Origin of the sequence: Burkholderia perseverans (assembly GCF_022870505.1) — a bacterium.
GTDB classification, from domain to species: Bacteria; Pseudomonadota; Gammaproteobacteria; order Burkholderiales; family Burkholderiaceae; genus Burkholderia; species Burkholderia plantarii.
Genome location: NZ_CP045094.1, coordinates 3894654 through 3919683, shown reverse-complemented (window position 1 = coordinate 3919683; position 25030 = coordinate 3894654). Strand labels below are relative to the sequence as shown.

The following is a 25030-nucleotide window of genomic DNA, read 5'->3' as shown; positions in this document are numbered from 1 at the left end:
TGACATAGCGCGTGACGCGGCTCGGCCCGTCACGCCTCGCGCGCCGGACTGTAGCCGATTTGATAGGACAGTTTCGCGGCGCACTCGCGCAGCGCGAGATCGACCTCGCCGCCCCAGGCGATGTCGAACACGCCTTCGTGGCCGAGCGCGACGAGGCCGAGCGAGAGTTCGCCGAGCGAATCGAACACGGGCATGCAGAACGCATGGATGGTGGGCAGCAGCATGCCCTCGACGCGCGCGGCGCCGTGCTCGCGCACCTCGGCCAGGCGCGCCTCGAGCGCCTCGCGCGTGCGCGGGCCATGGTGATGCGGCGCGCGGCGCAGGTCGGCGAACTCGCGTTCGAGCAGCGCCTCGGTCTTGCCGCGCGGCAGGTAGGCGGCGAACAGCAGGCCGGTGGCCGAGCCGAGCAGGGGCATCACGTCGCCGAGCTTCAGCGACGCGCGGGCCGGATGGCTCGATTCCATCCAGTGGACGATGGTCGGCCCGTGGTTGCCCCACACGGCGATGCCGACGGTCTGGTCGAGCTGGTCGCGCAGCGCGCTCAGCGCGATCCGCGCGAGCTTCACGCCGTCCACGCGAGCGAGCCGCGCGAGCCCCATCTGCAGCGCGAAGCCGCCGAGTTCGTAGCGGCCCGAGACGGGATCCTGCGCGACCACGCCGAGCCGCTGGAAGCTGACCAGATAACGGTGCGCCTTGGCGGGGCTCATCTGCGCGCGATGCGCGAGGTCGCGCAGCATCATCGCGCGCGGTTCCTGGGTCAGCACGTCGAGCAGCCGGAAGCCGACCTCGATCGACTGGATGCCGGAGCGCACTTTTTCCTCGGCGCCGTCGTCGGCGAGCTCGTCGGGTTCGGTGTCGGACATGGGCGGGGCGCGTGAGGCGAAAAGGAATGGAAAGCGGAACGGGAGGCGGAAACGAAAAACGGCAACGGAGAAGCGCGGCCCGGCGGGGCGTCGCGGCCGGCCGGCACGGCGGGCGCGCCTCGCGCCACCGCGGGCGGTGCGCGGCCTTCGCCGTGCGGTTCACCATCGTAGAATAGTTTCCTTCCCTCGTCACTACACGGTATCCAGCTCCATGAAACTTGCATCGCTGAAGGACGGCACGCGCGACGGCCAACTGATCGTCGTGTCGCGCGACCTGCAGACGGCGGCGATCGCCGACACGGTCGCGCCGACGCTGCAGCGCGCGCTCGACGACTGGACGTTCCACGCCCCGCAGCTTCGCGAGCTCTACGACGCGCTCAACCACGGCCGCGCGCGCCGCGCGTTCGCGTTCGAGGCGGCCGACTGCATGGCGCCGCTGCCACGCGCGTTCCAGTGGGCCGACGCCTCGGCCTACCTGAACCACGTCGAGCTGGTGCGCCGCGCGCGCGGCGCGGAGCTGCCGCCCGAGCTGGCAACCGATCCGCTGATGTACCAGGGCGGCAGCGACGATTTCCTCGGGCCGCGCGAGGACATCGTCTGCGCCTCCGAGGCATGGGGGATCGACTTCGAGGCCGAGGTGGCGGTGGTGACCGGCGACGTGCCGATGGGTACCGCGCCCGACGACGCGCTGAAGGCCGTGCGGCTCGTGATGCTGGCCAACGACGTGTCGCTGCGCAACCTGATTCCGGCCGAGCTCGCGAAGGGCTTCGGCTTCTTCCAGAGCAAGCCGGCCACGGCGTTCTCGCCGCTGGCCGTCACCACCGACGAGCTGGGCGAGAGCTGGCGCGACGGGCGCCTCTCGCGGCCGATGCTGGTTCACTGGAACGGCAAGCGGGTCGGCCAGCCCGATGCCGGCACCGACATGACGTTTCATTTCGGACAGCTGATCGCACACGCGGCGAAGACTCGCAACCTGCGGGCCGGCACGATCGTCGGCTCGGGCACGGTGTCGAACCGCGACGCCACGCGCGGCTACTGCTGCATCGCCGAGAAGCGCTGCCTCGAAACCATCGAGCACGGCGCGCCCGCCACCGAGTTCATGCGCTACGGCGACCGCGTGAAGATCGAGATGCTCGACGCGGCCGGCAAGTCGATCTTCGGCGCGATCGAGCAGGCCGTCGCGCCGCTCGACGAGGCGGCCTGAGCGCGGGCGACACCGTCACGACACAAAGCCACCATGACGACATCGACCAGGAGCGGGACATGAGCCAACCCGATGCTTACGCCGGCTACCAGGCGCTGCGGCTGCGGCGCCTGCCGCACGGCATCCTCGAGATCGTGATGAGCGGCGAAGGCGCCAACCGCAGCGGCCTCGCCACCGCCGACGCGCGCATGCACCGCGAGCTTGCCGAAATCTGGCGCGACCTCGACCGCGATTCCGAGGTGCGCGTCGCGCTGATCCGCGGCGAGGGCAAGGGCTTCTCGGCGGGCGGCGATCTCGCGCTCGTCGAGCAGATGGCCGACGACTTCGCGGTGCGCACGCGCGTCTGGCACGAGGCGCGCGACCTCGTCTACAACCTGATCAACTGCAGCAAGCCGATCGTCTCGGCGATGCACGGGCCGGCGGTGGGTGCGGGGCTGGTGGCCGGGCTGCTGGCCGACGTGTCGATCGCCGCCAACGACGCGCGCATCATCGACGGCCACACGCGGCTCGGCGTGGCTGCCGGCGACCACGCGGCGATCGTCTGGCCGCTGTTGTGCGGGATGGCGAAGGCCAAGTACCACCTGCTGCTCTGCGAGCCGGTGAGCGGCGCGGAGGCCGAGCGGATCGGGCTCGTGTCGCTGGCCGTCGACGCGGCCGAGCTGCTGCCGAAGGCGCTGGCGGTGGCCGAGCGGCTCGCGCACGGCTCGCAGAGCGCGATTCGCTGGACCAAGTACGCGCTCAACAACTGGCTGCGCATGGCCGGGCCGACCTTCGACGCGTCGCTCGCGCTCGAATTCATGGGGTTCTCCGGGCCGGACGTGCGCGAGGGCATCGACTCGCTGCGCGAGCGTCGCGCGCCTGATTTCGGCGGCGCGGCCTCGGCGGCGGACAGTGAGGCCGGCAAGCCGTGACGCCGAGGTCGGCCCGCGTTCGCGCGACGTCGCGCGATCCCGGCCCGCCGGCGGCGCGAGATCGGGCACCGGATCATCAAACACGCCGTTCGCGCGTCGCGCCCGCGCGCTATGATCGGATCATGCGCCGTCGCCCGACGCCCGCCCAATCGAACCCGTCACGAAGGATTGCCGCATGACCGATACTCCCGGCTCCAACCCGTTCCCCGGCTTCGCAGGCTTCAAGCCGTCCGACATGCTCGACCGGATGTGGGACATGATGCGGCTCTCGCCGTTCGGCGCCGGCATCGGCGCGGCGCCGGGCCAGGGGCTGCCGCCGTCGCTGTCGGCGATGTCCGACATGATGGCGCCGCTCGCGAGCGTCGAGGAACTCGACAAGCGGATCACCGACCTGCGCGCCGTCGAGCAATGGCTGAAGCTCAATCTCGGCATGCTGCAATCGGCGATCCAGGCGCTCGAGGTGCAGCGCGCCACGCTCGCCACGCTGCGTGCGTTCGGCGCGCTCGCGCAGGAGTCGATGGCTGCCGCCGAGGCGGCCGTCGCATCGGGCGCCGAGGCCAAGGGCGCCGCGGCGTCGGCCGCGCCGGCCTCACCGGCCTCACCGTTCGCGTCGCCGTTCGGCATGCCGCCGTTCGGCGCGGCCGCATCGGCGTCCCCCGATCCTGGCAACGCGGCCGGTAGCGCGCCCGGCAACGCGGCCAAGGCGGCCGCCGCTTCCGGAACCGCAAGCCCGGGCGCGACGCCCGGCGCCGGCGTGCCGCCGACGGGCGCCGAGGCGTTCGATCCGGCCGGCTGGTGGAACCTGCTGCAATCGCAGTTCAGCCAGCTCGCCAATTTCGCGATGACGCAGCCCGGCGCGGCCGGCCCGGGCGCGGCGCCGGGAGCCGGCGCCAGCGAGCCGAAGCCGGCACCGGCACCGGCCGCCGCGCCGCCGCGCGCGCACAAGCCGGCCACGCGCCGCGCGGCGCCGCCGAAGCCGCGCACGCCGCGTGCCCAGGCTTCCGGCGAGGCACCGAACGACACGCCGCCGCCGGCCGCGAAGGCGTCGCGCAAGCGCAGCCCGTGATGCGCGCCATCCCCATCCACTGAGGCCCTGATGCGGCTCGCGCTCGTTCTGATGGGAGGCGGCGCGCGCGCCGCGTATCAGGCCGGCGTGCTGCAGGCGCTGGCCGAGATCGCGCGCGAGGTGGCGCCGGCGCGCCGCGAGCTGCCGTTCGCGATCGTCTGCGGTTCGTCGGCGGGCGCGATCAACGCGGCCGCGATCGCGAGCCACGCCGACGATTTCCCGCGCGGCGCGGCGCGCCTGCTGTCGTTCTGGGAGCACCTGCGCGCCGAGATGGTCTACCGCACCGACTGGCTCGGCGTGGCCGGCGCGGGCGCGCGCTGGCTCGCCGCGATGAGCGTCGGCTGGGCGGCGCGGCGCGCGCCGCGCGGGCTGCTCGACAACGCGCCGCTCGCCGACCTGCTGCGGCGCGAACTCGATTTCCACCGCATCGGCCAGATGCTCGGCGCGCGCCGGTTGCATGCGCTGTCGATCACCGCGCTCAGCTACACGAGCGGGCGCCACCTGACGTTTTATGCCGGCAGCGAGCCGATCCACGCGTGGCGGCGCGCGCAGCGCACGGCGCGGATGGTCGATCTGTCGGCCGCGCACCTGCTCGCCTCGTCGGCGATTCCGTTCGTGTTCCCGGCCGTGCCGCTCGTGATCGACGGGCGCATCGAGTATTTCGGCGACGGCTCGATCCGCCAGATCGCGCCGCTCTCGCCGGCGATCCATTTCGGCGGCGACCGGATCGTCGTGATCGGCGCGGCGGCCGCGCGCCCCGAGGTGCCGGCCGCCAACGGCCATGCGGTCGGCTATCCTTCGCTCGCGCAGATCGGCCAGCAGGTGCTCGCGAGCGTGTTCCTCGATTCGATCGGCACCGACATCGAGCGCATCGAGCACGTCAACCGCGTGGTCGAGCATCTGCCGCGCCAGGTCGAGCCCGAGAGCGGCTGGCGGCACGTCGACGTGCTCGCGATCGCGCCGTCCGAGCGCATCGAGCTGATCGCCGCGAAGCACCTGCGGCGGCTGCCGCTGACGGTGCGCGGGCTGCTCGGCGCGATCGGCGGCAACCAGCCGGCCGGCGCGTCGTTTGCCAGCTACCTGTTGTTCGAGGCCGAGTTCACGCGCGAGCTGATCGCGCTCGGCCATGCCGACGCGCTGCGGCAGCGCGAGACGCTGGCCGCGTGGATCGCGTCGGCGGGCCCGGGCGGCGGGCCGGCGGCGGTGGCGCACGGGCTGCCGGCCGGGCTTGCGCCCGCTGTCGTCGATTCGCCCGGTGCAGCGTTGCCGGCTATCGCGCCGGTCATTGCCGAGCTGTCTGCAGTGGAACCGCCCGCTGCCGCCCCCCCTGCCGCCGAGCCGACCGCCGCTGCGTCGTCGCCGCCCGCACCGAGCGGTTCCGGTGCCGGCACGCCCTCCGTTTCCCCACCGATCGGTTCGCTATCCGAACGGAACGACAGGCGCTGAGCAGGACCGGCTCCGGACCGTCCGCCGCCCGGCGACGGCTGTGTTTTGTGCGCGACGCTTCGTCGCACTTCGCCCGGCTCATGTCGTGGATCAGTCACATGTGCGTGCTATCATCGCCGACGCCGAAATCATCCAGGACGGGTGCTGGCGACGCGATACGTCCCCGACGCTCGCGCGCACGGCCCCGACAACGACAGCCGGCCTCGAGCCGGCCTATCTCTCAAAAGGCACGCGCGAGGCTCGGCCAGATCGAGCGTTGCGTGTACCCGCCCCACAAGCGGTTGCGCGTTCGCAGAAAAAGCGTCGATGCCCAGGTGCATCCGGCGCGTGGTTTAGCGCGTAAAATTACCGGTTCGTCAGGTCGGCGCCCGCATTGTGGGCGCTTGACGCAACAGTCACGTTTAGCAGTCGCAATGCGCAGAACAGGGGTGGGACCATGAACACCATGCTTTATCCGGAACTCTACAAATCGCTCGAAGCCGTCCGTTGGGACATGGAGAAGGACATCCCTTGGGACAAGTTCGACGCGTCGTTGCTGACGGATGAACAGGCGAAGACGATCAAGATGAACGCGATCACCGAGTGGTCGGCGTTGCCCGCGACGGAGATGTTCCTGCGCGACAATCACCACGACAGCGATTTCTCGGCGTTCATGAGCGTCTGGTTCTTCGAGGAGCAGAAGCATTCGCTGGTGCTGATGGAATACCTGCGCCGCTTCAAGCCGGAAATGATGCCGACCGAGGAAGAGCTGCACGCGGTGCGCTTCGAGTTCGATCCGGCGCCGCCGCTCGAGACGCTGATGCTGCACTTCTGCGGCGAAATCCGTTTGAATCACTGGTATCGCCGTGCCGCCGAATGGCATACCGAGCCCGTCATCAAGCACATCTACGAAACGATCTCGCGCGACGAGGCACGCCATGGCGGCGCCTACCTGCGCTACATGAAGAAGGCGCTCACGAACTGCGGCGACGCGGCGCGTTCGGCGTTCGCGAAGATCGGCGTGCTGATGGCCTCGGCGCGTCGCACCGAGAAGCCGCTGCACCCGACCAACCTGCACGTGAACCAGGCGCTGTTCCCGCGCGACACCGTGCAGTCGCGCCTGCCCGATCCCGAGTGGCTCGAGCGCTGGCTCGACGAGCAGATCCGCTTCGACGGCGAGTGGGAGAAGAAGGTCGTCGACCGCATCCTGCACAACTTGTCGATCCTGTTCGAGCGCACCTTCGCGACGGCCCAGGAACTGAACCGCTACCGCAAGGAAGTGACGGTGCGGCTGCAGGCGCCAGAAGGCGGCGCGGCCGCCCAGCCCGCCTGACGCGGCGCACCGCCGTGAAATCAGCCCGCCGATGCTCAGCGGGCTTTTTTTATGGCGCGGCGCCGGAGCGTGAGCGTTTTTTTGCCGCCGCGTCGCCGCACTTCTTGCTTCGATTTCGCGGTTTTGTCGCCAAACCGGCCGTCGCCGGTTGCTGCCTGCCGCCGCCGGCCCGTCCGGCGAACCGCTCACCCTGTCGCGTCCCGCGCCGACCTTTCGCCCGGAGTCCATGCCGATGCCCGCCGCCTTCGAACGTAAATTCATCAGCCGCGACGCGCTTGCCGCGCTGCGCCCGACGCTGCCGTCGCCCGTCGTGTTCACGAACGGCGTGTTCGACATCCTGCATCGCGGCCACGTCACCTATCTCGCCGACGCGCGCGCGCTCGGCGCCTGCCTGATCGTCGCCGTCAACAGCGACGCCTCGGTGCGCAGGCTCGGCAAGGGCGACGACCGGCCGATCAATCGCCAGGAAGACCGCATGGCGCTGCTCGCGGCGCTGGAATGCGTCGACTGGGTGGTCGGTTTCGAGGAGCAGACGCCGGTGGCGCTGATCGAGGCGGTGCGCCCCGACATCCTCGTCAAGGGCGGCGACTACGACATGGATGCGCTGCCCGAGTCGGCGCTCGTGCGCGGCTGGGGCGGCAAGGCGCTGGCGATTCCGTTCGAGTTCGAGCGCTCGACCACGGCGCTCTTGAAGAAGGTGCGCGCGCACCAGGGCTGAGCCCCGGCGCGCGGCGTCAGGCGCGCGTCGTCTTGTGGTGCGGCGCGGCCGTGTGCGGCCTGGTCTTGGCGCGTGCCCTGGCGGCCGCGCGGCGCTGCTTGCCCTCGACCAGCGCCACCGGCGCGAGGGTCGCGGCGGCGGCGACCACGGGCGCGGCGCTGTCGAGCTTCGCAGCATGGGCGGCCGCCGGCGTCGAGCCTGCCGACGATGCGGCGGGAGCCGACGTGGCGGGGGACGCGGATGCCGGCGTCGCGGCGCCGGGCGCCGCGGCCGACGCGCCCGATGTCGGTGCCGTGGCCGCCGCCGAAGCCCCCGAAGCCCCAGCGGCTCCTGAAGCCCCCGCGGCCTCCGAAGCCGGGCCCGCGCCCGAAGCCGCGTCCGGCGCCGACGCGCCGAGCGGCTGCACGTCGATCGCCGGCGAAGTGATCGGCCCGCCCACCACCGGCGTCTCGGCCGCCTGCGCCGTCGCGCTCACGCGCAGCGCCTCCGGACGCACCTGCTGGGCGAGATGCGCGGGCTCCCTCGCGCCGGCCGCGGGCGGCGGCCCGAACAGCCCCTCGATCGCGGCCAGTGCGATGAGGTTGGCCACCAGCAAGATCGCGATCAACCAACGTAGCATCATCGTCGAAGCTCTCCCTCGATAATCAGTCCGGCCGGGCCGACGGCATGCCGGCGTGCGGCCTCGATTGTGACCTCATTGGCCGGCGCCGTCGCGCGTCGCATCGCTCGCGATCCGCGCCAGCCCCGACAGCACCAGCGAATCATGCCGCGTGTAGGGCACCGTCAGCGCGTGCGCCACGGCGTCGGCGGCGCCGCCCGACAGCAGCAGCCGTACCGCGCGGCCCTCCGTCGTCAGGTCGCGCCAGGCGCGCTCGATCAGGCCCACCTGCGCCTGCAGGCAGCCGGCCGACAGCGAATGGGCCGTGTCGAGCGCGAACGGCACGCGTCCCGACGCGTCGTCGAGTTCGCCGACGAGTTGCAGCGCCGTGTCGGTCGTGAGCGTCGGCAGCTGCGCCGTGTGCGTGCCGAGCGCGCGCATCATCATGGCCCAGCCCGGCGCGATCAGGCCGCCGCTGAAGCGGCCGTCGGCGGCGAGCGATTCGAGCGTGGTGGCGGTGCCGAACGTCGCGATCAGCAGCGCCTCGCCCGGATATGCGGCGCGCGCGCCGATCAGCCCGCACCAGCGGTCGCTGCCGAGCTGCGCGGGCGTGGTGTAGCCGTTGGTCACGCCGCATTGTTCGGCGCGCGCCGTGACGAGCGTGCGCGGCAGCCCCGGCCAGCGCGCGTCGATCAGCGCATCGATGCGCGCGCCCACCTCGGCGCCCGCCACGTTCGAGATCCAGGCGTGATGCGGCGCGGCGCGGCCGGGCCAGGCGGGAATCGCGATTTCGGGATCGGCCCCGGCGCTGCCGGCGAGGCCGCCGGGTGTCGGGCTGGAAGCGCCGCCCGGCGCCGGCGCCGCCGTTCGGCCGGACGCCGTGCTCTCGACGAGCGTGCCGTCGGCGCCGGCGAGCGCCCACTTGATCCGGCTGTTGCCCGCGTCCACCAGCAGCGCGAGAGGCGCCGCCGTCATGGCGCGGCTCCGGTCTCGCGCAGCGAGACATCGCCGGCCGCGATCGTGCGCCGGCCGTCGGCCGTGTCGAGCAGCAGCTGGCCGCTGTCGTCGATGCCCGCCGCGACGCCGCGCGCCACTTCCCGGCCCTGTTCGAGCAGCACGACTTCGCGGCCCGCATGCGCGTGCAGCGCGGCCCAGCGCGGCCGGAACGGCGCGAGGCCGTCGGCGGCGAAGCGTTCGAGCGCGGTGGCGAGCGGGTCGAGCACGGCGGCGAGCGTATCGGTGAGGTTCGCGCTCGCGCAGGCCGACGACAGCGCGGCGGGCGGCAGCGCGCCCGCCAGCGCCGCGTTGCGCTCGCGCAGCGCGGCGACTTCGGCGGCCACCGCCTCGGCGCCGCGCACGTTGATGCCGAAGCCGATCACGATTGCGGTCGCGTCGGCGGTGTTCCAGACCGTCTCGACCAGAATCCCGCCGAGCTTGCCCACCGGCAGGTCGCCGTCGGCGAGCAGCAGGTCGTTCGGCCATTTGAGGCGCACCCGCTGGCCGCGCGCGAGCGGCAGCGTGGCGAGCCCCTCGGCGAGCGCGACGCCCACCGCGAGGCTCAGGCCGGCGAGCGCGTCCACCGGGCGCGGCAGCACGCAGCCGACCGAGCACAGCAGCGCGTTGCCGGGCAGCGCGAACCACGGGCGGCCCTGGCGGCCGCGGCCGGCGGTCTGCTCGTAGGCGACGCGCACGATCGGCCGGGGCAGCGCGCTGCGCGTGCGCGGCAGCGTCTTCAGATGGGCGGCGAGGTCGGCGTTGGTCGAGCCGGTCGCCTCGACGATGTCGAGCGGCCACGGCTCGGGGGCGTTGGCGGGCAGCGAGTGGGCGCGCGTCGGATCGATCCGCGCGTCGTCGGGCAGGGGCGGGGAGACGTTCATGGCGGCTATTGTACGAGAGCCGGCGCGGCGGGGCCGGAACGTTTGCGCGCCGGCGCCGGGGCGAGCGAACGATCGGGGCGACCGCGGTTGCCGGGGCCGCGATATCGCGCGATGCGCTGTCGTCGCCGGTTTCCTGTGGGGGCGTGGCGCGTCAGGCGGGTGGACGATACGGCCGTCATCGTCACCGTCACCGTCACCGTCACCGTCACCGTCGCGGGTCCGGGGCATGCTTGCTCGTGAAACGTGCCGCTGCCGCGTCGGGAGCGCGATACGGCACGATGCCGGCACACCGCCGCGAGTCCGAACGCGCACGCCGGCATGAGCGCCGCGCCCCCGCCGACGGGAAGATGACCCGAGGATGGCCCGCCCGTTTGCCGTTGATCCGCCGCGTGCCGGCGGCCAGGTCGGCCGACAGTCAATATCGAAAGCCGAAATATCGAAAGCCGAAATATCGAAAGCCGACGCGACTGGCCCCGGTACAAGCCCGCCAACTATCGGGCGCATGCCCCCGGCTGCGGGTTTTCTCGTGCTCCACGTCCGGCGCGCAGCCAGATGGGGTTCGATACAATGTCCTTTATCAAATTTCTCGCAAGAATCGCCCCTTGGATTTCCAGACACCTCCCGGCCTGTCGGTCGATCGCGTCGATGGCGGCAAGATCGTGCGCCTGTCCGGGCAATGGACGGCGCTCGCGCTGGCGCGCAATCGCGGCCTCGTGGTCCGGCGCGCCGAGAAGCTCGCGCGCGGCCAGGCGGCGCGCGGCCGCCGCTCGCGCGAGCCGGCCGCGGCTGACGGCCCGGCGGGGCGCTGGGACCTCTCGGCGATCGAGCGGCTCGACCACGTGGGCGGCCAGGCGCTCTGGCGCGCCTGGGGCCACCGGCTGCCGGACGGCGTCGCGCTGACCGACAACCAGCGCATCGTGTTCGAGCGCATCGAGCGGCTCGACGAGGCGCGCGAGGCGCCCGAGCCGGTGGTGCGCCATGACCCGGTCACGCGGCTCGGCCTCGCGATGTTCCAGTTCGGCGAGCACCTGTTCGGCGGCGTCGCCATGTTCGGCCGCGTGATCCTCGATCTCGGCGCGGTCGTGCGGCGCCCGAAGACGATGCCATGGACCGAGATCTCCGCGAACGTCTACAACGCCGGCGCCAAGGCGCTGCCGATCACGGCGCTGGTGGCGTTCCTGATCGGCATCGTGCTGAGCTACCTGTCGGCGCAGCAGCTGCAGCAGTTCGGCGCGAACCGCTACATCGTCAACATCCTCGGGCTGTCGGTGATCCGCGAACTCGGCCCGGTGCTCTCGGCGATCCTGGTGGCGGGGCGCTCGGGTTCGGCGATCACGGCGCAGATCGGCGTGATGCGCGTGACCGAGGAACTCGACGCGATGCGCGTGATGGGCATCCCGCACGGGCTGCGCATCGTGCTGCCGCGCGTGCTCGCGCTCGGCGTGGCGATGCCGCTGCTGGTGATGTGGACCAACGTCGTCGCGCTGTCGGGCGGGGCGCTCGCGGCGAAGTTCGCGCTCGGCATCGATTTCAACTTCTTCGTGCGCTCGCTGCCGGGCGTGGTACCGATCGCAAACCTCTGGATCGGACTCGGCAAGGGCGTGGTGTTCGGCATGCTGATCGCGCTGGTGGGCTGCCACTTCGGTTTCCGCATCAAGGCGAATTCGCAGAGCCTCGGCGAGGGCACCACCACCTCGGTGGTGTCGTCGATCACGGTGGTGATCCTCGCCGACGCGGTGTTCGCGATCCTGTTCCAGAACGTGGGGCTCGGATGATGGACCATCGACACACGCCAAACACGCCAAACACGCCGACGCCCGGCGCCGACACGGCCGCCGCCGCGATGCGCGCGGCCACCGGAGGCGCGGGCGAGGCCGGCTACGTGATCGAGGTGCGCGACATGACCAAGCGCTACGGGCGCAACGTGGTCCACGAGCATCTCGACTTCGACGTGCGGCAGGGCGAGATCATCTCGATCGTGGGCGGCTCGGGCTCGGGCAAGACCACGCTGGTGCGCCAGATCCTCGGCCTGGAGCGGCCGACCTCGGGCACCGTGCGCGTGTTCGGCGAGGACATCGCCACGCTCGACGGCGACGCCGCGCGCGTGATGCGCAGCCGCTCGGGGATGCTGTTCCAGCACGGCGCGCTGTTCTCGTCGCTGACGGTGTTCGACAACATCGCGCAGCCGCTGCGCGAGCTGGGCCGCGTGCCGGCCGACCTGCTGCACGAGATCGTGATGCTGAAGCTGGAGATGGTCGGGCTGCCGTGCAAGCATGCCTCGAAGATGCCGTCGGCGCTCTCGGGCGGGATGGTCAAGCGCGTCGGCATCGCGCGTGCGATCGCGCTGGAGCCCGAGCTGCTGTTCCTCGACGAGCCGACGGCGGGGCTCGACCCGCGCGCCTCCGACGAGTTCGTCGACCTGATCGCCACGCTGCACCGCACGCTCGGCCTGACCGTGGTGATGATCACGCACGATCTCGATACGATGGTGGCGCTCTCCACGCGGGTGGCGGTGATCGCCGACCGCAAGGTGCTGGTGGCCGCGCCCGTCGAGGAGGCGGCCAGCGTCGATCATCCGTTCATCAAGGAATACTTCCTCGGGCTGCGCGGCCGCCGCGCGCTGCAGGCGCTGCCGCCGGAGCGGCGCGCGAAGCTGCCGAAGGCGGCACTCGAACCGGCGCTGTCCAGCGTCGAGCTGTAACACCAGGAAATCGCGAATGGAAAACAAGTCACATGCGTTCTGGGCCGGCCTCTTCGCCATCGGCCTGCTGCTCGCGATCATCGCGACCGTGTTCTGGTTCAACGTCGACCGCACGGTGCGGATCCCCTACGACCTGGTCGCGCGCACCAATGTGACCGGCCTCTATCCGGACGCGGCCGTGCGCTATCGCGGGCTCGACGTCGGCAAGGTCGCCTCGATCCATTTCGACCACGCGCATCCGGGCGAGATCTCGATCCGCATCCTGGTCGATCGCGACGCGCCGATCACGCGCTCGACGTTCGGCACGCTCGGCTTCCAGGGCGTGACGGGCATCGCGTTTGTGCAGCTCGACGACACCGGCCACGATCTTGCGCCGCTGCCCACCTCGGACAGGACGGTCGCGCAGATCCCGCTGCATCCGAGCCTGTTCGACCAGCTCCAGCAGCGCGGCGACGTGCTGCTCAAGCAGTTCGAGGTGGCCGCCAGGAGCGTCAACGCGATGCTCTCGCCGGAGATGCGCGAGCAGCTGCGCGCCACCGAGGCGAGCGTGCAGCAGGCCGCCGACGGCGTCACCGCGCTGACCAGATCGCTCGAGCCCGTCACCGCGCAGCTGCCCGAGACCACCCGCCGCCTGAATCAGGCGCTCGCCTCGGCCGACTCGCTGGTCGGGCCGCACGGGCCGGTGGCCACGAACCTGGACCGCGCCGGCAAGGCGGCCGAGCAGGCGGGAACTGCGCTCGCCTCGATGGATCAGACGCTGTCCGAACTGAACGCGAGCATCCGTTACGAAACGCTGCCGCGCGTGAATTCGCTGAGTTCGAACCTCGGCGACACCTCGCGCACGGTGCGCGACGTGGCCGGCGAGATCAGCCGCAACCCGCGCAGCCTGCTGTTCGGCACCAGCGCCGGCCTGCCGGGGCCGGGCGAGGCGGGCTTCGCCTGGCCGCAGGCCGCGCCCGGGCACTGAGCTTGCGCGGCGCCGCGCGGGCCGGGGGTGACCTCCGTTCGGGCCGCGATGCGCGAACGCGTGACCGCGCCGGCATGACAGGACGAGGCACGCGGGCGCCGCAACCGGGCGGCCGCGGCACCGGGCAGCCGGCGCGGCGCGCGGCGGCGCCCGTTTCACGAGGCTTCGGCCACCCGCTTACGAGATCACGACCATGCAGGAATCCGCGATGTCACGCTTCACCGTTGTTTCCGCCCGCCGCGCGGCGCTCGCCGGCGCCGCGTTCGCGCTGGCGCTGCTCGCCGGCTGCGCGAGCGATGCGGCCCGGATGTCCGACATCCGCTACGACCTCGGCCCGATCGACAGCGGGGGCTTTGCCGCCGCGCCGGCCTCGGGCACCGTGCTCAAGGTGCTCGACATGCGTGCGCCCGACGCGTTCGACACCGACAAGTTCGTCTACCGGCTCGCCTACGCCGACGCGCAGCGCATCGCCACCTACCGCGACAGCCGCTGGACCGCGCCGCCCGCGCAGTTGCTCACGCAGCGGCTGCGCACGGCGCTGGCCTCGCGCGGCACGGTGCTCGACGGTGGCGACGCGGTGCGCGCCACCGTGCTGCACGTCGAGCTGAACGAGTTCGAGCAGGTGTTCGACGGCCAGAGCCAGAGCCACGGCGAGGTGGCGGTGCGCGCCACGCTCACGCGCGAGGGCGCCGTGCTCGGCCAGCGCAGCTTCGTGTCGCGCGCGCCGGCCAGCACGCCCGACGCGGCGGGCGGCGCGGGCGCGCTGGCCGCCGCCAGCAACGAACTCGTGGCGCAGCTGGTGGCGTGGCTCGCGGTGCAGGCCAGCGCCTCGCCATGACGCGCGCGGCGCCGGCCACGCCCTGTCCGGAGCCGCGATGACGGCCGGCGCGCCGCCGCCCGCCGCGCTCCATGCCTCGTCGCTCGGGCGGCGGCTGTTCGCGGCCTATGCCGCGCTGATCGTCTATGCCTCGCTGTACCCGTTCTCCGGCTGGCGCTCGCTCGGCGTCGGCCCGCTCGACTATCTGCTCGCGCCGATGCCGCGCTACTGGACCGGCTTCGACGTCGTCACCAACGTGCTCGGCTACCTGCCGCTCGGCGCGCTCGCGGCGGGCGCGCTGCATCCGCGCGTGCGCGGGCCGGCCGCCGTGCTCGCCGCGACGCTGTTCGGCACGCTGGTGTCGGGCGCGATGGAGGCGCTGCAGACCTACCTGCCCACCCGCGTCGCCTCCAATCTCGACCTCGGCGCCAACGCGCTCGGCACCCTGCTCGGCGCGCTGCTGGCGGCACCCGTCGTGCCGGCGCTGATCGAGCGCGGCATGCTGCGGCGGTGGCGCGACGCGTGGTTCGAGCGCGACGCGGCCACGCCGCTGCTGCTGTCGGCGCTGTGGCCGTTCGCGGTGCTGTTCCCGTCGCCGTTCCTGTTCGGCATCGGCAGCTGGCCGAGCGAGCTGTGGGATCGCGCCGACGTGTCGATGCGCGACGCGCTGCTGGCCTGGGCGCCGGCCGGCTGGCGCGTGGCGGGCTGGTCCGACGCGTTCGACGCGCTCGACGCGCGCCTGTCGGCCACCGCCTGGGAGGCGCTGCTCGCCGCGCTGGGCCTGTTCGCGGCGCTCGCGCTCGCGTCGCTGACGATGCGCCGCGATGCGCCGCGCCAGCGGCTCGTGATCGGCTTCGTCGCCGTGGTGCTGGTGCTGAAGCTGGCCGCCACCTTCGTGCAGTCGCGCAGCGGGCTCGCGTTCGACTGGGCCACGCCGGGCGGTTGCGCGGGCATCGCGCTCGGCCTCGAGGCCGGGCTCGCCGCGCTGCGGCTGCGCGCGGTCTGGCGCGCCACCGCCGCCGCCGCCGCGCTCGCCGTTTCGCTGGTGCTCGTCAACGTGCTGCCCGTGAATCCGTTCTTCGACTATGCGCTGTCGGGCTGGAGCCAGGGCCGCTACCTGCACTTCAACGGCATCGCGCGCTGGCTCGCCTGGATCTGGCCATACGCGGCGCTGATCTGGCTCGCGTGGCACGCCGAGCGCGGCTGGCTCGGCCGCCGCGCGCGCGGCCGGGGGCCGGGCAGCGGGGCGGACCGCACGGGGCGCGGGCGCCGTTGAGCGGAGGCTTCGGGCGCCCACGCACGCCGGCATGTCGGCCGGGCTCGCCGCCGCTCGCCTCCCGCCGCAGATTCATGACGAAACGACCGGCACCCGTCACGAAAAGACGCCCGCGCGCGGCCTCTGCACCCGTCGCCACCGCTCGCTATAATCGATCACCCACCTCACCCATTCAGCCGGCGGCGCCTCGCGCACGCGGGCGGCTCCCACACCATGAACGGCAACGCCTACTACCAGCACCACGTCTTCTTCTGTCTGAACCAGCGCGACCCGAGCGCGGATCGTCAAAGCTGCGCGAATTGCGGTGCGCAGTCGATGCAGGAATACGCGAAAAAGCGCGTGAAGGAACTGGGCCTGGCGGGCGCCGGCAAGGTTCGCATCAACAAGGCCGGCTGCCTCGACCGCTGCGAGGAGGGGCCGGTGATGGTGGTGTATCCCGAGGGCACCTGGTACACCTACGTCGACAAGCAGGACATCGACGAGATCGTCGAATCGCATCTGCGCGACGGCAAGGTGGTCGAGCGCCTGATGATCTGAGCGGCGCCCGCGCGTTCCGAGCGCCCGCACATCCCGTCCCGCGGTCCCGCGCGCCGTGCCCGGCGTCGTTCGGGCCGCCGTTTTTCCCGTGGTTTCCCCGCCGATTCACCCGATTCACCGTTACCTCGCAGCGAAGCGCCGCCATGAATGCCCAAACCGAGAAATTCCTGATCGACGGCCCGGTCGGCCGTATCGAGATCGCCGTCGACCAGCCGCCCGAGGGCACCGCCACGCGCGGCGTCGCGCTGGTGGCGCATCCGCATCCGCTGTTCGGCGGCAGCATGGACAACAAGGTCGCGCAGACGCTCGCGCGCACCTTCACGCAGCTCGGCTACACGGTCTATCGCTCGAACTTCCGCGGTGTCGGCGCGACCGAGGGCACCCATGACAACGGCCACGGCGAGGCCGACGACCTGCTCGCCGTGATCGCCCACCTGCGCGCGCAGCCGGGCCAGGCCGACGCGCCGCTGGTGCTGGCCGGCTTCTCGTTCGGCACGTTCGTGCTGTCGCATGTCGCGAAGCGCCTGCGCGAACAGGGCGCGGTGATCGAGCGGATGGTGTTCGTCGGCACCGCCGCGAGCCGCTGGGAAGTGGCCGAGGTGCCCGAAGACACCATCGTGATCCACGGCGAGACCGACGACACGGTGCCGATCGCCTCGGTCTACGACTGGGCGCGGCCGCAGGAACTGCCGGTGGTGGTGATCCCGGGCGCCGAGCATTTCTTCCACCGCAAGCTGCACATCCTGCGGCGCGTGATCACCGACGCCTGGCGCTGAAACCGGGCCGCGAGGCGGCCGCCGTGCCGGGCGTCGATCCGGCATCGACCTTGCATGGACCCGGCATCGGAGCGGCATTGGACCGAGATCCACCCGGCATCAGACCGGGATGAATGCCGGTATCGAACCGGCGATCGAGCCGCCTCGCGCGACGATTTCCGGGCCGGATCGCACGCGCCGCGGCCTGTCCGTTCCACGCGACGAAAACGCCGCTTGCGGGCTTGGGCCGCCCGCGCGCCCGTATAATGGCCGGGCTTGCCTGCGTCGCGCGCCCGGTCCGGTGCGGTTGGCGGGTTCGGCGGCGGTGCGCGAAACCCGCGCGTCGCGCGAACCGACGCCGCTGCCGCCTGTCCAATCCCGCGCGTCGCGCCCGGCTCCGCCAAGGTGCCGCGGCCGGACCGCTCGCCGTCCCGGTTCCCCGATCTCGCGCCCCGTGCGCAGCACTTTCTGCCATCTGCCTGAATCGATCATGCGTTTGTCCTCCGTAGGCCTCAAGTCCCTCGCTTCTTCCACCGCTTTCGCCGCCGTTGCGCGCAACCTCGCGCTCGGCGTCGTCATGCCCGCCGCGCTCGTGACGACGGTCGCCGTCGCGCAGGCGAAGCCCGCCGCCAAGGCGAAGGCCGCCGCGGCGGCCACCGAGGCGCCGACCGGCGCGCCGGCCACCTACCTGCCGGGCGCGGTACCGCCGCCCGGCGTCAACGCGCGCTCGTGGGTGCTGGTCGACGCGAGCAGCAACCAGGTGCTCGCCTCCGGCAACGCGGACGAGCGCGTCGAGCCCGCCTCGCTGACCAAGCTGATGACGGCCTACCTGGTGTTCGAGGCGCTCTCGACCAAGAAGATCTCGATGGAGCAGGTCGTGACGCCGAGCGAGGCGGTGCGCCGCGTCGGCACCGACGAGTCGCGCATGTTCATCGAGGCGAACAAGCCGGTGTCGGTCCACGACCTCGTCTACGGGATGATCATCCAGTCGGGCAACGACGCCGCGATCGCGCTGGCCGAGCTGGTCGGCGGCAGCGAATCGCAGTTCGTCAACATGATGAACGCCGAGGCGCAGAAGCTCGGCATGAAGGGCACCCACTTCGCCGACGTGAACGGCATGCCCGACCCGCAGCACTACACCACGGCGGGCGATCTGGCCGTGCTGTCGGCGCGCCTGATCCGCGATTTCCCCGACTACTACAACATCTTCTCGGTGAAGGAATTCACCTACAACAACATCCGCCAGCCGAACCGCAACCGGCTGCTGTGGATCGACCCGACTGTCGATGGCCTGAAGACCGGCCACACGCAGGCCGCCGGCTACTGCCTGATCGCCTCGGCCAAGCGTCCGCTGCCGGGCTCCGACGCCTCGCGCCGCCTCGTGTCGGTGATGATGGGCGAGACGAAGGAAAGCGACCGCGTGCAGGACAGCCTGAAGATGCTGAACTACGGCTACAGCGCGTTCGACACGGTGCGCCTCTACAAGGGCGGCCAGGCGGTGGACACGCCGCGCGTCTACAAGGGCCGCGCGAACTCGGTGCAGGTCGGCGTGCAGAAGGACCAGTTCGTGACGCTGCCCAAGGGCGTGGGCGACAAGATCAAGCCGCAGGTCACGCTGAACACGCCGCTCATCGCGCCGCTCGCCGAAGGCCAGCAGGTCGGCACGGTGCAGTTCGTGGCGGACGGCAAGACGGTCGCGCAGTTCCCGGTCGTCGCGCTGCAGGCGGTGCCGGAAGCGGGCTTCTTCGGCCGCCTCTGGGATTCGATCCTGCTGATGTTCAGCAAGAAGTAAGCAGACGCCGGCCCGGCGCGGGTCCGGCGCGCGCGTCGCGCCGGGCTCCGCTGACCTGCCGCAACCCGCGCCGTGCCGCGACGTGGTCGACTCGGACGCATCGCCACTGAGATTTTTTGATCGCCATGAGCCAAGCTGATTTCGATCCGGTCGTCTATCTGAGCATCTCGGCCGAGGAGCAACGGGTGCCGCTGTCGCAGGCGCGCGTGCCGGTCCTCGATCGCGGTTTCATCTTCGGCGACGGCATCTACGAGGTCGTGCCGGTGTACGCGCACGACGGCCGCCGCACGCCGTTCCGGCTGCCGCAGCATCTGGCGCCGCTCGAGCGCAGCCTCAAGAAGCTCGGCATCCCGAACCCGCGCGACGACGCGGGCTGGACCGCGCTGATCGACGAGCTGCTCGCCACCAACGCGGCCGGCTTCGACGAGGGCGAGCACGCCAAGGTCTACCTGCAGATCACGCGCGGCGTCGCGAAGCGCGGCCATGCGTTTCCGGCCGACATCGTGCCCACCGTGTTCATGATGGTCAGCCCGATGGAGCTGCCCGGCAACGAGATGCGGACCACCGGCGTGCGCTGCGTGACGGCGGAAGACCGCCGCTGGCTGCACGCCGACATCAAGTCGACCTCGCTGCTCGGCAGCGTGCTGATGGCCCAGCATGCGGCCGAACGCAAGGCGTTCGAGACGATCCAGCTGCGCGACGGCAACCTCACCGAGGGCTCGTCGACCAACATCTGGGTCGTGAAGAACGGCGAACTGCTCGCTCCGCCGCGCAGCAACCGGATCCTCGAAGGGATCCGCTACGCGCTCGTCGAGGAGCTCGCCGAGGAATGCGGGATTCCGTTCGTGGCGCGCGAGATCAACGAAGCCGAACTGCGCGCGGCCGACGAGATCCTGCTGACGTCGGCCACGCGCGAAATCCTGCCCGTCACCTCGCTCGACGATCTGCCGGTGCAGGACGGCCGCCCCGGCCCCGTGTTCATCGCGCTCTACGAGGCCTACCAGCGCGCCAAGGTGCGCGAGCTGGCGCTCGCCTGAACGCCCGTTTTCATCGATTCCTTCTGGAGAAGCCAAATGACCGAACCGACCAAGACAGTCGAACTGACTGGTGCGATCGATACCAGGAAGGACACGCTGCTCGAATTTCCCTGCGACTTCCCGATCAAGATCATGGGCAAGGCCCATCCCGAGTTCAAGGACACGATCTTCAAGGTGGTGGCCGTTCACGACAACGAGATCGATCTGGAGAAGATCGAGGAGCGTTCGTCGAGCGGCGGCAACTACACGGGCCTGACGATCACGGTGCGCGCCACGAGCCAGCAGCAGCTCGACGACATCTACCGCTCGCTGACCGGCCATCCGATGGTCAAGGTCGTGCTGTAATTCGCGCCGGCCGCGCGCGTCGCCAGGTCTTGTCCGGCGGCGCGGGCGGCGTGGCCGGCGGCGGCCGCACGTGCGCCGCCGCGTTTTCCTCCGTCCGCGCCGGACATCCCTTCCCGTCGTTCTCTCGTTGCCCGGGTCAGGGCACCTCGCCCGTTTCCGTGACGTCGGCCACCTTGCCGGTTTCCCTCGCCGCTTTGCGCGCGGCGGCCGAGCTGGCCGCCGGCCGCGCCATCACGCGCGCCCAGCTTTGCTCGAAGCGCGCCAGTTCCTCCAGCAGCCAGCTGCGAAACGCCTGTACGCGCGGCAGCTGGATCCGCGAGCGCGGACAGACGAAATAGCAGTGCCACGGGCTCGGCCCGAGGATGTCGAACAGGCGCACGATGCGGCCCGCCTCGAGTTCGGCCGCCGCCAGCGAGCGGCGCACCAGCGCGATGCCCTGGCCGTCGATGGCGGCCTGCACCAGCTGCGACGAATCCTGGAACAGCAGCCCGCGCTTGGGCTCGGTCAGCGTGGCGAGGCCGGCCGCGTCGAACCACGGGCGCCACAGTTCGTCGTCGGAGCGCAGCAGCGGATAGCGCGCCAGGTCGGCCGGCTCCCTCGGCAGCACGCCGCCGTTCAGCGTCGGCGCGCAGGCCGGCAGGAACACCTCGTCGAATAGCTTTTCCACGTGCAGCCCCGGATAGTGGCCGTTGCCGAAGCGGATCGCCACGTCGACGTCGTCGCGCGAGAAATCGGTCAGCGAATCGGTGGACTTCAGTTCGAGGTCGATGCCGGGATGCCGGTCGATGAACGAGCCGATCCGCGGCGTGATCCAGCGCGCGGCGAACGACTGCAGCGAGGACACGATCAGCCGGTTCGGCCGGTCCGACGCGCAGACTTCGATCGTCGCGTCCACCAGCATCGCCAGCGCGGCGCGCACCTGCCGCGCGTAGCGCTCGCCGGCCTCGGTGAGCCCGAGCCGGCGGCCGTTGCGGGTGAAGAGCGGCACGCCGAGCTCCTCCTCGAGCGCGCGGACCTGATGGCTGACCGCGCCGTGCGTGACGAACAGTTCGTCGGCCGCGCGCGAGAAGCTCCCGTGGCGGGCGGCGGCCTCGAACGCGCGCAGCGCGTTCAGCGGGGGAAGTTTGCGAGGATCCACTTGCTAATTTTTCTCACAAGAACGTGAAAACGTCTCGTTTTGCGCAAGCCGTTGATGTGTCTACGATTGTAGTCATTCCACCGTGCTTACCGGAGCGCATCATGAGAGAAATTTCTTCAAGCGTCACGTTCGAGATCCAGGCCGGTGAGATCGTACCGATGAAAGTGGTGCGCAGCACGCGTCTGGCGGTGCAGGGCGCGACCGTCTGGGCCACGCGCAGCCACGACGTGGACGACTATTTCCTCGTGTCCGGTGCCTCGCTGCGGCTGCGCCGCGGCGAGCGGCTGTGGCTCGGCGTCGAGGGGCCGGGCAGCGCCTGCGTGTCGTTCAGCGTCGCGGCCACCCCGCGCGAGGCCGCGCAGACGCTGTTCGCGCGGCTCGCCGGCTGGCTCGCGCGCTTCCACGACGGCTGGCGCACGGTGTGAGCGGCGCGGGCGCCACGCACATCGGCCGCCATTGACGTCATGGATGGCGGCATTGGCGTTGCTCCCTGGCCGCTGCTCCCCGTTGCCGCCGTTGTCCCGCCGTCGTCCCGCCGTTGTCGTTGCGCACAGCGGGCCGGCGGCGCGTGTCGGTTTTCGGTAAACTAGCGCCCATGTCAGCGCCGCCGGTTTCCATCCCGTCCCCTATATCCACCGAGTCCGGCAGCGCGGTTGCCCCCGAGGCCGCCGCGCTGCCGCCGATCGTCGTGCGGTGGCTCGGCTCCGCGCCTTACGAGCCGACCTTCGACGCGATGCGCGCGTTCACCGACGCGCGCACGCCCGACACGCCCGACGAGATCTGGCTCGTCGAGCATCCGCCCGTCTTCACGCTCGGCCAGGCCGGCAACCCTTCGCACCTGCTCGTCGCCGACAGCGGCGTGCCGCTCGTGAAGGTCGATCGCGGCGGGCAGATCACCTATCACGGCCCGGGCCAGATCGTCGCCTACCTGCTGGTGGACCTGCGGCGCCGCAAGCTGATGGTGCGCGGCACGGTCGAGCGCATCGAGCAGGCCGTGATCGAAACCCTCGCGGCGTATAATCTCGCGTCGGTCCGCAAGGCGGGCGCGCCCGGCATCTACGTGGAATCGGGGCCGCATGCCGGCGCGAAGATCGCCGCCCTCGGGCTCAAGATCCGCAACGGCTGCAGCTATCATGGCCTGAGCCTCAACGTGCAGATGGACCTCCGCCCGTTTCTCGCGATCAATCCGTGCGGCTACGCGGGACTCGAAACGGTCGACATGGCGACCGTCGGCGTGATCGCCGACTGGCGCGACGTCGCCGGCACACTCGTGCGCCGTCTGACCGCCAACCTCGACGGCGCCATCGCCGCCGCTTTGCCGCAGGCACTGGAACATTCGAATGACTGACGTAACCGCAACCCCCGCATCGGCCGATCCGGTCGCCGCCTACGATCCGACCTCGAAGCAGAAGGCCCAGGCAAAGACGGCCCGGATTCCGATCAAGATCGTGCCGATCGAGAAGCTGAAGAAGCCCGAGTGGATCCGCGTGAAGGCGGCCACCGGCAGCTCGCGCTTCAACGAGATCAAGACGATCCTGCGCGAGCACAACCTGCACACCGTCTGCGAGGAAGCGAGCTGCCCGAACATCGGCGAATGTTTCGGCAAGGGCACCGCGACCTTCATGATCATGGGCGATAAATGCACGCGTCGCTGCCCGTTCTGCGACGTCGGCCACGGCCGCCCCGATCCGCTCGATCCGCAGGAGCCGGCCAACCTCGCGCGCACCATCGGCGCGCTGCGCCTGAAGTACGTGGTGATCACGAGCGTGGACCGCGACGACCTGCGCGACGGCGGTGCCGGCCACTTCGTCGAGTGCATCCGCCAGGTGCGCGAGCAGTCGCCCGAGACCCGCATCGAGATCCTCACGCCGGACTTCCGCGGCCGTCTCGACCGCGCGATCGGCATCCTGAACGCCGCGCCGCCCGACGTGATGAACCACAACCTCGAAACGGTGCCGCGCCTCTACAAGGAAGCGCGCCCCGGTTCGGACTACGCGCATTCGCTGAAGCTGCTGAAGGATTTCAAGGCGCTGCATCCGGAAGTCGCGACCAAGTCGGGGCTGATGGTCGGCCTCGGCGAGACGCCCGAGGAAATCCTGCAGGTGATGCGCGACCTGCGCGAGCACGACGTCGACATGCTGACGATCGGCCAGTACCTGCAGCCGTCCGAGCACCATCTGCCGGTGCGCGAGTACGTGCATCCGGACGTGTTCAGGATGTACGAGGAAGAAGCCTACAAGATGGGCTTCACGCACGCGGCCGTGGGCGCGATGGTGCGTTCGAGCTACCACGCCGATCTGCAGGCGCATGGGGCGGGCGTGGTCTGAGTTACCGCCGCCGGCGCGAAAGCGTCATCGGAAAGCACGACACGAAAGCCCGCCCTCCGGCGGGCTTTTGCTTTGGGGGCGGGGATGAGGCGGGCTGCCTGCCGTGCTGCCGCCGCGCCCGCGCCGCGATCCCGTCGCCGCCATCCACCCGAACGCGAAAAGCATAGCGGCGGCAGCGTCAATTGCATCGCAGGAATCGTTAGAACCGCGTGCGGGCCAAGTCTCTATAGTCGGGCGCTTTCGTGCCTTTTCGTGCCACCCGCTTCCCGACTCGAGGATCGTCATGCCGCGTTTCAGCCCCGTCCGTGCCGCCGTCGCGCTCGCCACCGCGTTCGCCACCCTTGCCACCGCGCTGCCGCTCACCGCGCGCGCGGCCGACAAGGACGTGGTGATCGCCTACCAGGACATGGTCGTGCCGTGGCGCTACGCGCAGGCCACCGGCGAAGTCGAGAAGGCGACCGGCTACCACGTCACGTTCCGCAAGCTCGGCAGCGGTGCCGACGTGATCCGCGCGCTCGCCTCCGGCTCGGTGCAGCTGGGCGAGGCGGGTTCGAGCCCGATCGCGGCCGGCCTCTCGCAGGGCGTGGACATCTCGCTGTTCTGGATTCTCGACAACATCAACGACGCCGAGGCGCTGGTCGCGCGCAACGGCTCGGGCGTGACCAGCGTGGCCGGCCTGAAGGGCCACAAGATCGGCGTGCCGTTCGTCTCCACCTCGCATTTCCACACGCTGGTGGCGCTGCAGCAGGCGGGCGTGAACCCGAACGACGTGAAGATCGTCAACCTGCGCCCGCCCGAGGTCGCGGCGGCCTGGGCGCGCGGCGACATCGACGCGACCTACATCTGGGACCCGGTGCTCGCGAAGGTCAAGCAGAGCGGCACGGTGCTGACCACCTCGGGGCAGGTCGCGAAGGCGAGCGGCAAGGCGACCTTCGACGGCTTCGTGGTCACGCGCGAGTTCGCGAAGGACCACGCCGATTTCGTCACGCGCTTCGTGAAGGTGCTGGCCGCGGCCGACGCCGACTATCGCGCGCATCCGGCCGCCTGGGGCAAGGGCTCGGCGCAGGCCGCGGCGGTCGCGAAGGAATCGGGCGCGAATCCCGACGACGTGCCGGCGAGCCTCGCGCTCTATGCGTTCCCGCCGCTTGCCGAGCAGGCGTCGGCTACCTGGCTCGGCGGTGGCGCGCAAGCGGGCGCGGCGAAGTCGCTGGCCGCCACGGCGGTGTTCCTGAAGACGCAGGGCACGATCCAGACGGTGCTGCCCGATTACTCGGTCGGCGTCGATCCGCGCTTCGTGCAGGCGGCCGCGCATTGAGCGGCCGCGACCGACGCCGAGGCGCGCG

General features: G+C 71.1%; 25 protein-coding genes. 20 read left to right on the top strand and 5 right to left on the bottom strand.

Annotation, left to right across the window (positions count from 1 at the left end; all coding sequences use genetic code 11):
- Positions 1-29: 29 nt before the first annotated feature.
- On the bottom strand, positions 30-863 hold the full coding sequence (locus BpN12_RS32010) for an IclR family transcriptional regulator (protein WP_246796100.1): 834 nt from the start codon (positions 861-863) through the stop codon (positions 30-32).
- A gap of 211 nt (positions 864-1074) precedes the next feature.
- Between BpN12_RS32010 and BpN12_RS32005 the strand changes: the two genes are divergently transcribed.
- From BpN12_RS32005 to rfaE2, 6 genes are all read left to right on the top strand, one after another.
- Positions 1075-2067: a fumarylacetoacetate hydrolase family protein gene (locus BpN12_RS32005; RefSeq protein ID WP_246796099.1), complete on the top strand. Its 993-nt coding sequence runs from the start codon at positions 1075-1077 to the stop codon at positions 2065-2067.
- Positions 2068-2126: 59 nt separating this feature from the next.
- A complete protein-coding gene (locus BpN12_RS32000; protein WP_246796098.1) occupies positions 2127-2978 on the top strand; it encodes an enoyl-CoA hydratase/isomerase family protein in 852 nt (283 codons plus the stop codon).
- A gap of 175 nt (positions 2979-3153) precedes the next feature.
- Positions 3154-4044 carry a PhaM family polyhydroxyalkanoate granule multifunctional regulatory protein gene (locus tag BpN12_RS31995; RefSeq protein ID WP_246796097.1) on the top strand — a complete coding sequence of 297 codons (891 nt, stop codon included), beginning with the start codon at positions 3154-3156 and terminating at the stop codon, positions 4042-4044.
- Positions 4045-4074: 30 nt separating this feature from the next.
- Positions 4075-5490: a patatin-like phospholipase family protein gene (locus tag BpN12_RS31990; RefSeq protein WP_246796096.1), complete on the top strand. Its 1416-nt coding sequence runs from the start codon at positions 4075-4077 to the stop codon at positions 5488-5490.
- A 445-nt stretch (positions 5491-5935) separates the two neighbouring features.
- Positions 5936-6802: a ferritin family protein gene (locus BpN12_RS31985; protein ID WP_246798060.1), complete on the top strand. Its 867-nt coding sequence runs from the start codon at positions 5936-5938 to the stop codon at positions 6800-6802.
- Positions 6803-7034: 232 nt separating this feature from the next.
- On the top strand, positions 7035-7520 hold the full coding sequence (rfaE2, locus tag BpN12_RS31980) for a D-glycero-beta-D-manno-heptose 1-phosphate adenylyltransferase (protein ID WP_246796095.1): 486 nt from the start codon (positions 7035-7037) through the stop codon (positions 7518-7520).
- Between the two features lie 16 nt (positions 7521-7536).
- On the opposite strand, the gene BpN12_RS31975 is transcribed toward rfaE2, so the two are convergent.
- The 3 genes from BpN12_RS31975 to BpN12_RS31965 all read right to left on the bottom strand — a co-directional run bounded on the left by BpN12_RS31975 (position 7537) and on the right by BpN12_RS31965 (position 9995).
- Positions 7537-8142, bottom strand: coding sequence for a hypothetical protein (locus tag BpN12_RS31975; RefSeq protein WP_246796094.1), 606 nt, complete (start codon positions 8140-8142; stop codon positions 7537-7539).
- A gap of 72 nt (positions 8143-8214) precedes the next feature.
- Positions 8215-9093 (bottom strand): type III pantothenate kinase, encoded by an 879-nt coding sequence (locus BpN12_RS31970; protein ID WP_246796093.1) that lies wholly within the window; start codon positions 9091-9093, stop codon positions 8215-8217.
- Positions 9090-9995, bottom strand: coding sequence for a biotin--[acetyl-CoA-carboxylase] ligase (locus BpN12_RS31965; RefSeq protein WP_246796092.1), 906 nt, complete (start codon positions 9993-9995; stop codon positions 9090-9092). Before BpN12_RS31965 ends, BpN12_RS31970 begins: the two co-directional genes overlap by 4 nt.
- Positions 9996-10597: 602 nt before the next feature.
- On the opposite strand from BpN12_RS31965, the gene BpN12_RS31960 reads away from it, so the two are divergent.
- The 10 genes from BpN12_RS31960 (at position 10598) to BpN12_RS31915 (ending at position 20222) form a co-directional block, all read left to right on the top strand.
- Positions 10598-11770, top strand: a complete 1173-nt coding sequence (locus BpN12_RS31960; RefSeq protein ID WP_246796091.1) for an MlaE family ABC transporter permease — start codon at positions 10598-10600, stop codon at positions 11768-11770.
- Positions 11770-12696, top strand: a complete 927-nt coding sequence (locus tag BpN12_RS31955; RefSeq protein WP_425306385.1) for an ABC transporter ATP-binding protein — start codon at positions 11770-11772, stop codon at positions 12694-12696. The genes BpN12_RS31960 and BpN12_RS31955 overlap by 1 nt, the downstream gene beginning before the upstream one ends.
- Positions 12697-12712: 16 nt before the next feature.
- Positions 12713-13663, top strand: a complete 951-nt coding sequence (locus BpN12_RS31950; protein WP_246796090.1) for an MlaD family protein — start codon at positions 12713-12715, stop codon at positions 13661-13663.
- A gap of 208 nt (positions 13664-13871) precedes the next feature.
- Positions 13872-14501, top strand: coding sequence for an ABC-type transport auxiliary lipoprotein family protein (locus tag BpN12_RS31945; protein WP_246796089.1), 630 nt, complete (start codon positions 13872-13874; stop codon positions 14499-14501).
- Between the two features lie 37 nt (positions 14502-14538).
- Positions 14539-15756: a VanZ family protein gene (locus tag BpN12_RS31940; RefSeq protein ID WP_246796088.1), complete on the top strand. Its 1218-nt coding sequence runs from the start codon at positions 14539-14541 to the stop codon at positions 15754-15756.
- Between the two features lie 213 nt (positions 15757-15969).
- Positions 15970-16293 carry a (2Fe-2S) ferredoxin domain-containing protein gene (locus BpN12_RS31935; RefSeq protein WP_246796087.1) on the top strand — a complete coding sequence of 108 codons (324 nt, stop codon included), beginning with the start codon at positions 15970-15972 and terminating at the stop codon, positions 16291-16293.
- 143 nt (positions 16294-16436) lie between these two features.
- Positions 16437-17069, top strand: a complete 633-nt coding sequence (locus BpN12_RS31930) for an alpha/beta hydrolase (protein ID WP_246796086.1) — start codon at positions 16437-16439, stop codon at positions 17067-17069.
- Positions 17070-17538: 469 nt separating this feature from the next.
- Positions 17539-18840 carry a D-alanyl-D-alanine carboxypeptidase family protein gene (locus tag BpN12_RS31925; protein ID WP_246796085.1) on the top strand — a complete coding sequence of 434 codons (1302 nt, stop codon included), beginning with the start codon at positions 17539-17541 and terminating at the stop codon, positions 18838-18840.
- 125 nt (positions 18841-18965) lie between these two features.
- The gene (locus tag BpN12_RS31920; RefSeq protein ID WP_246796084.1) at positions 18966-19877 is read left to right on the top strand and encodes a D-amino acid aminotransferase; all 912 of its coding nucleotides are present in this window, start codon (positions 18966-18968) and stop codon (positions 19875-19877) included.
- 36 nt (positions 19878-19913) lie between these two features.
- Complete coding sequence (locus tag BpN12_RS31915) at positions 19914-20222, top strand: HP0495 family protein (protein ID WP_042626118.1); 309 nt, start codon at positions 19914-19916, stop codon at positions 20220-20222.
- A gap of 136 nt (positions 20223-20358) precedes the next feature.
- On the opposite strand, the gene BpN12_RS31910 is transcribed toward BpN12_RS31915, so the two are convergent.
- On the bottom strand, positions 20359-21360 hold the full coding sequence (locus BpN12_RS31910) for a transcriptional regulator GcvA (RefSeq protein ID WP_246796083.1): 1002 nt from the start codon (positions 21358-21360) through the stop codon (positions 20359-20361).
- Positions 21361-21461: 101 nt separating this feature from the next.
- On the opposite strand from BpN12_RS31910, the gene BpN12_RS31905 reads away from it, so the two are divergent.
- From BpN12_RS31905 to tauA, 4 genes are all read left to right on the top strand, one after another.
- Positions 21462-21785 carry a DUF2917 domain-containing protein gene (locus BpN12_RS31905; RefSeq protein WP_246796082.1) on the top strand — a complete coding sequence of 108 codons (324 nt, stop codon included), beginning with the start codon at positions 21462-21464 and terminating at the stop codon, positions 21783-21785.
- Between the two features lie 170 nt (positions 21786-21955).
- Positions 21956-22708: a lipoyl(octanoyl) transferase LipB gene (gene lipB, locus BpN12_RS31900; RefSeq protein ID WP_246796081.1), complete on the top strand. Its 753-nt coding sequence runs from the start codon at positions 21956-21958 to the stop codon at positions 22706-22708.
- Positions 22701-23687, top strand: a complete 987-nt coding sequence (gene lipA / locus BpN12_RS31895) for a lipoyl synthase (RefSeq protein ID WP_246796080.1) — start codon at positions 22701-22703, stop codon at positions 23685-23687. The genes lipB and lipA overlap by 8 nt, the downstream gene beginning before the upstream one ends.
- 283 nt (positions 23688-23970) lie before the next feature.
- Positions 23971-25002: a taurine ABC transporter substrate-binding protein gene (gene tauA, locus BpN12_RS31890; RefSeq protein WP_246796079.1), complete on the top strand. Its 1032-nt coding sequence runs from the start codon at positions 23971-23973 to the stop codon at positions 25000-25002.
- Positions 25003-25030: the final 28 nt, after the last annotated feature.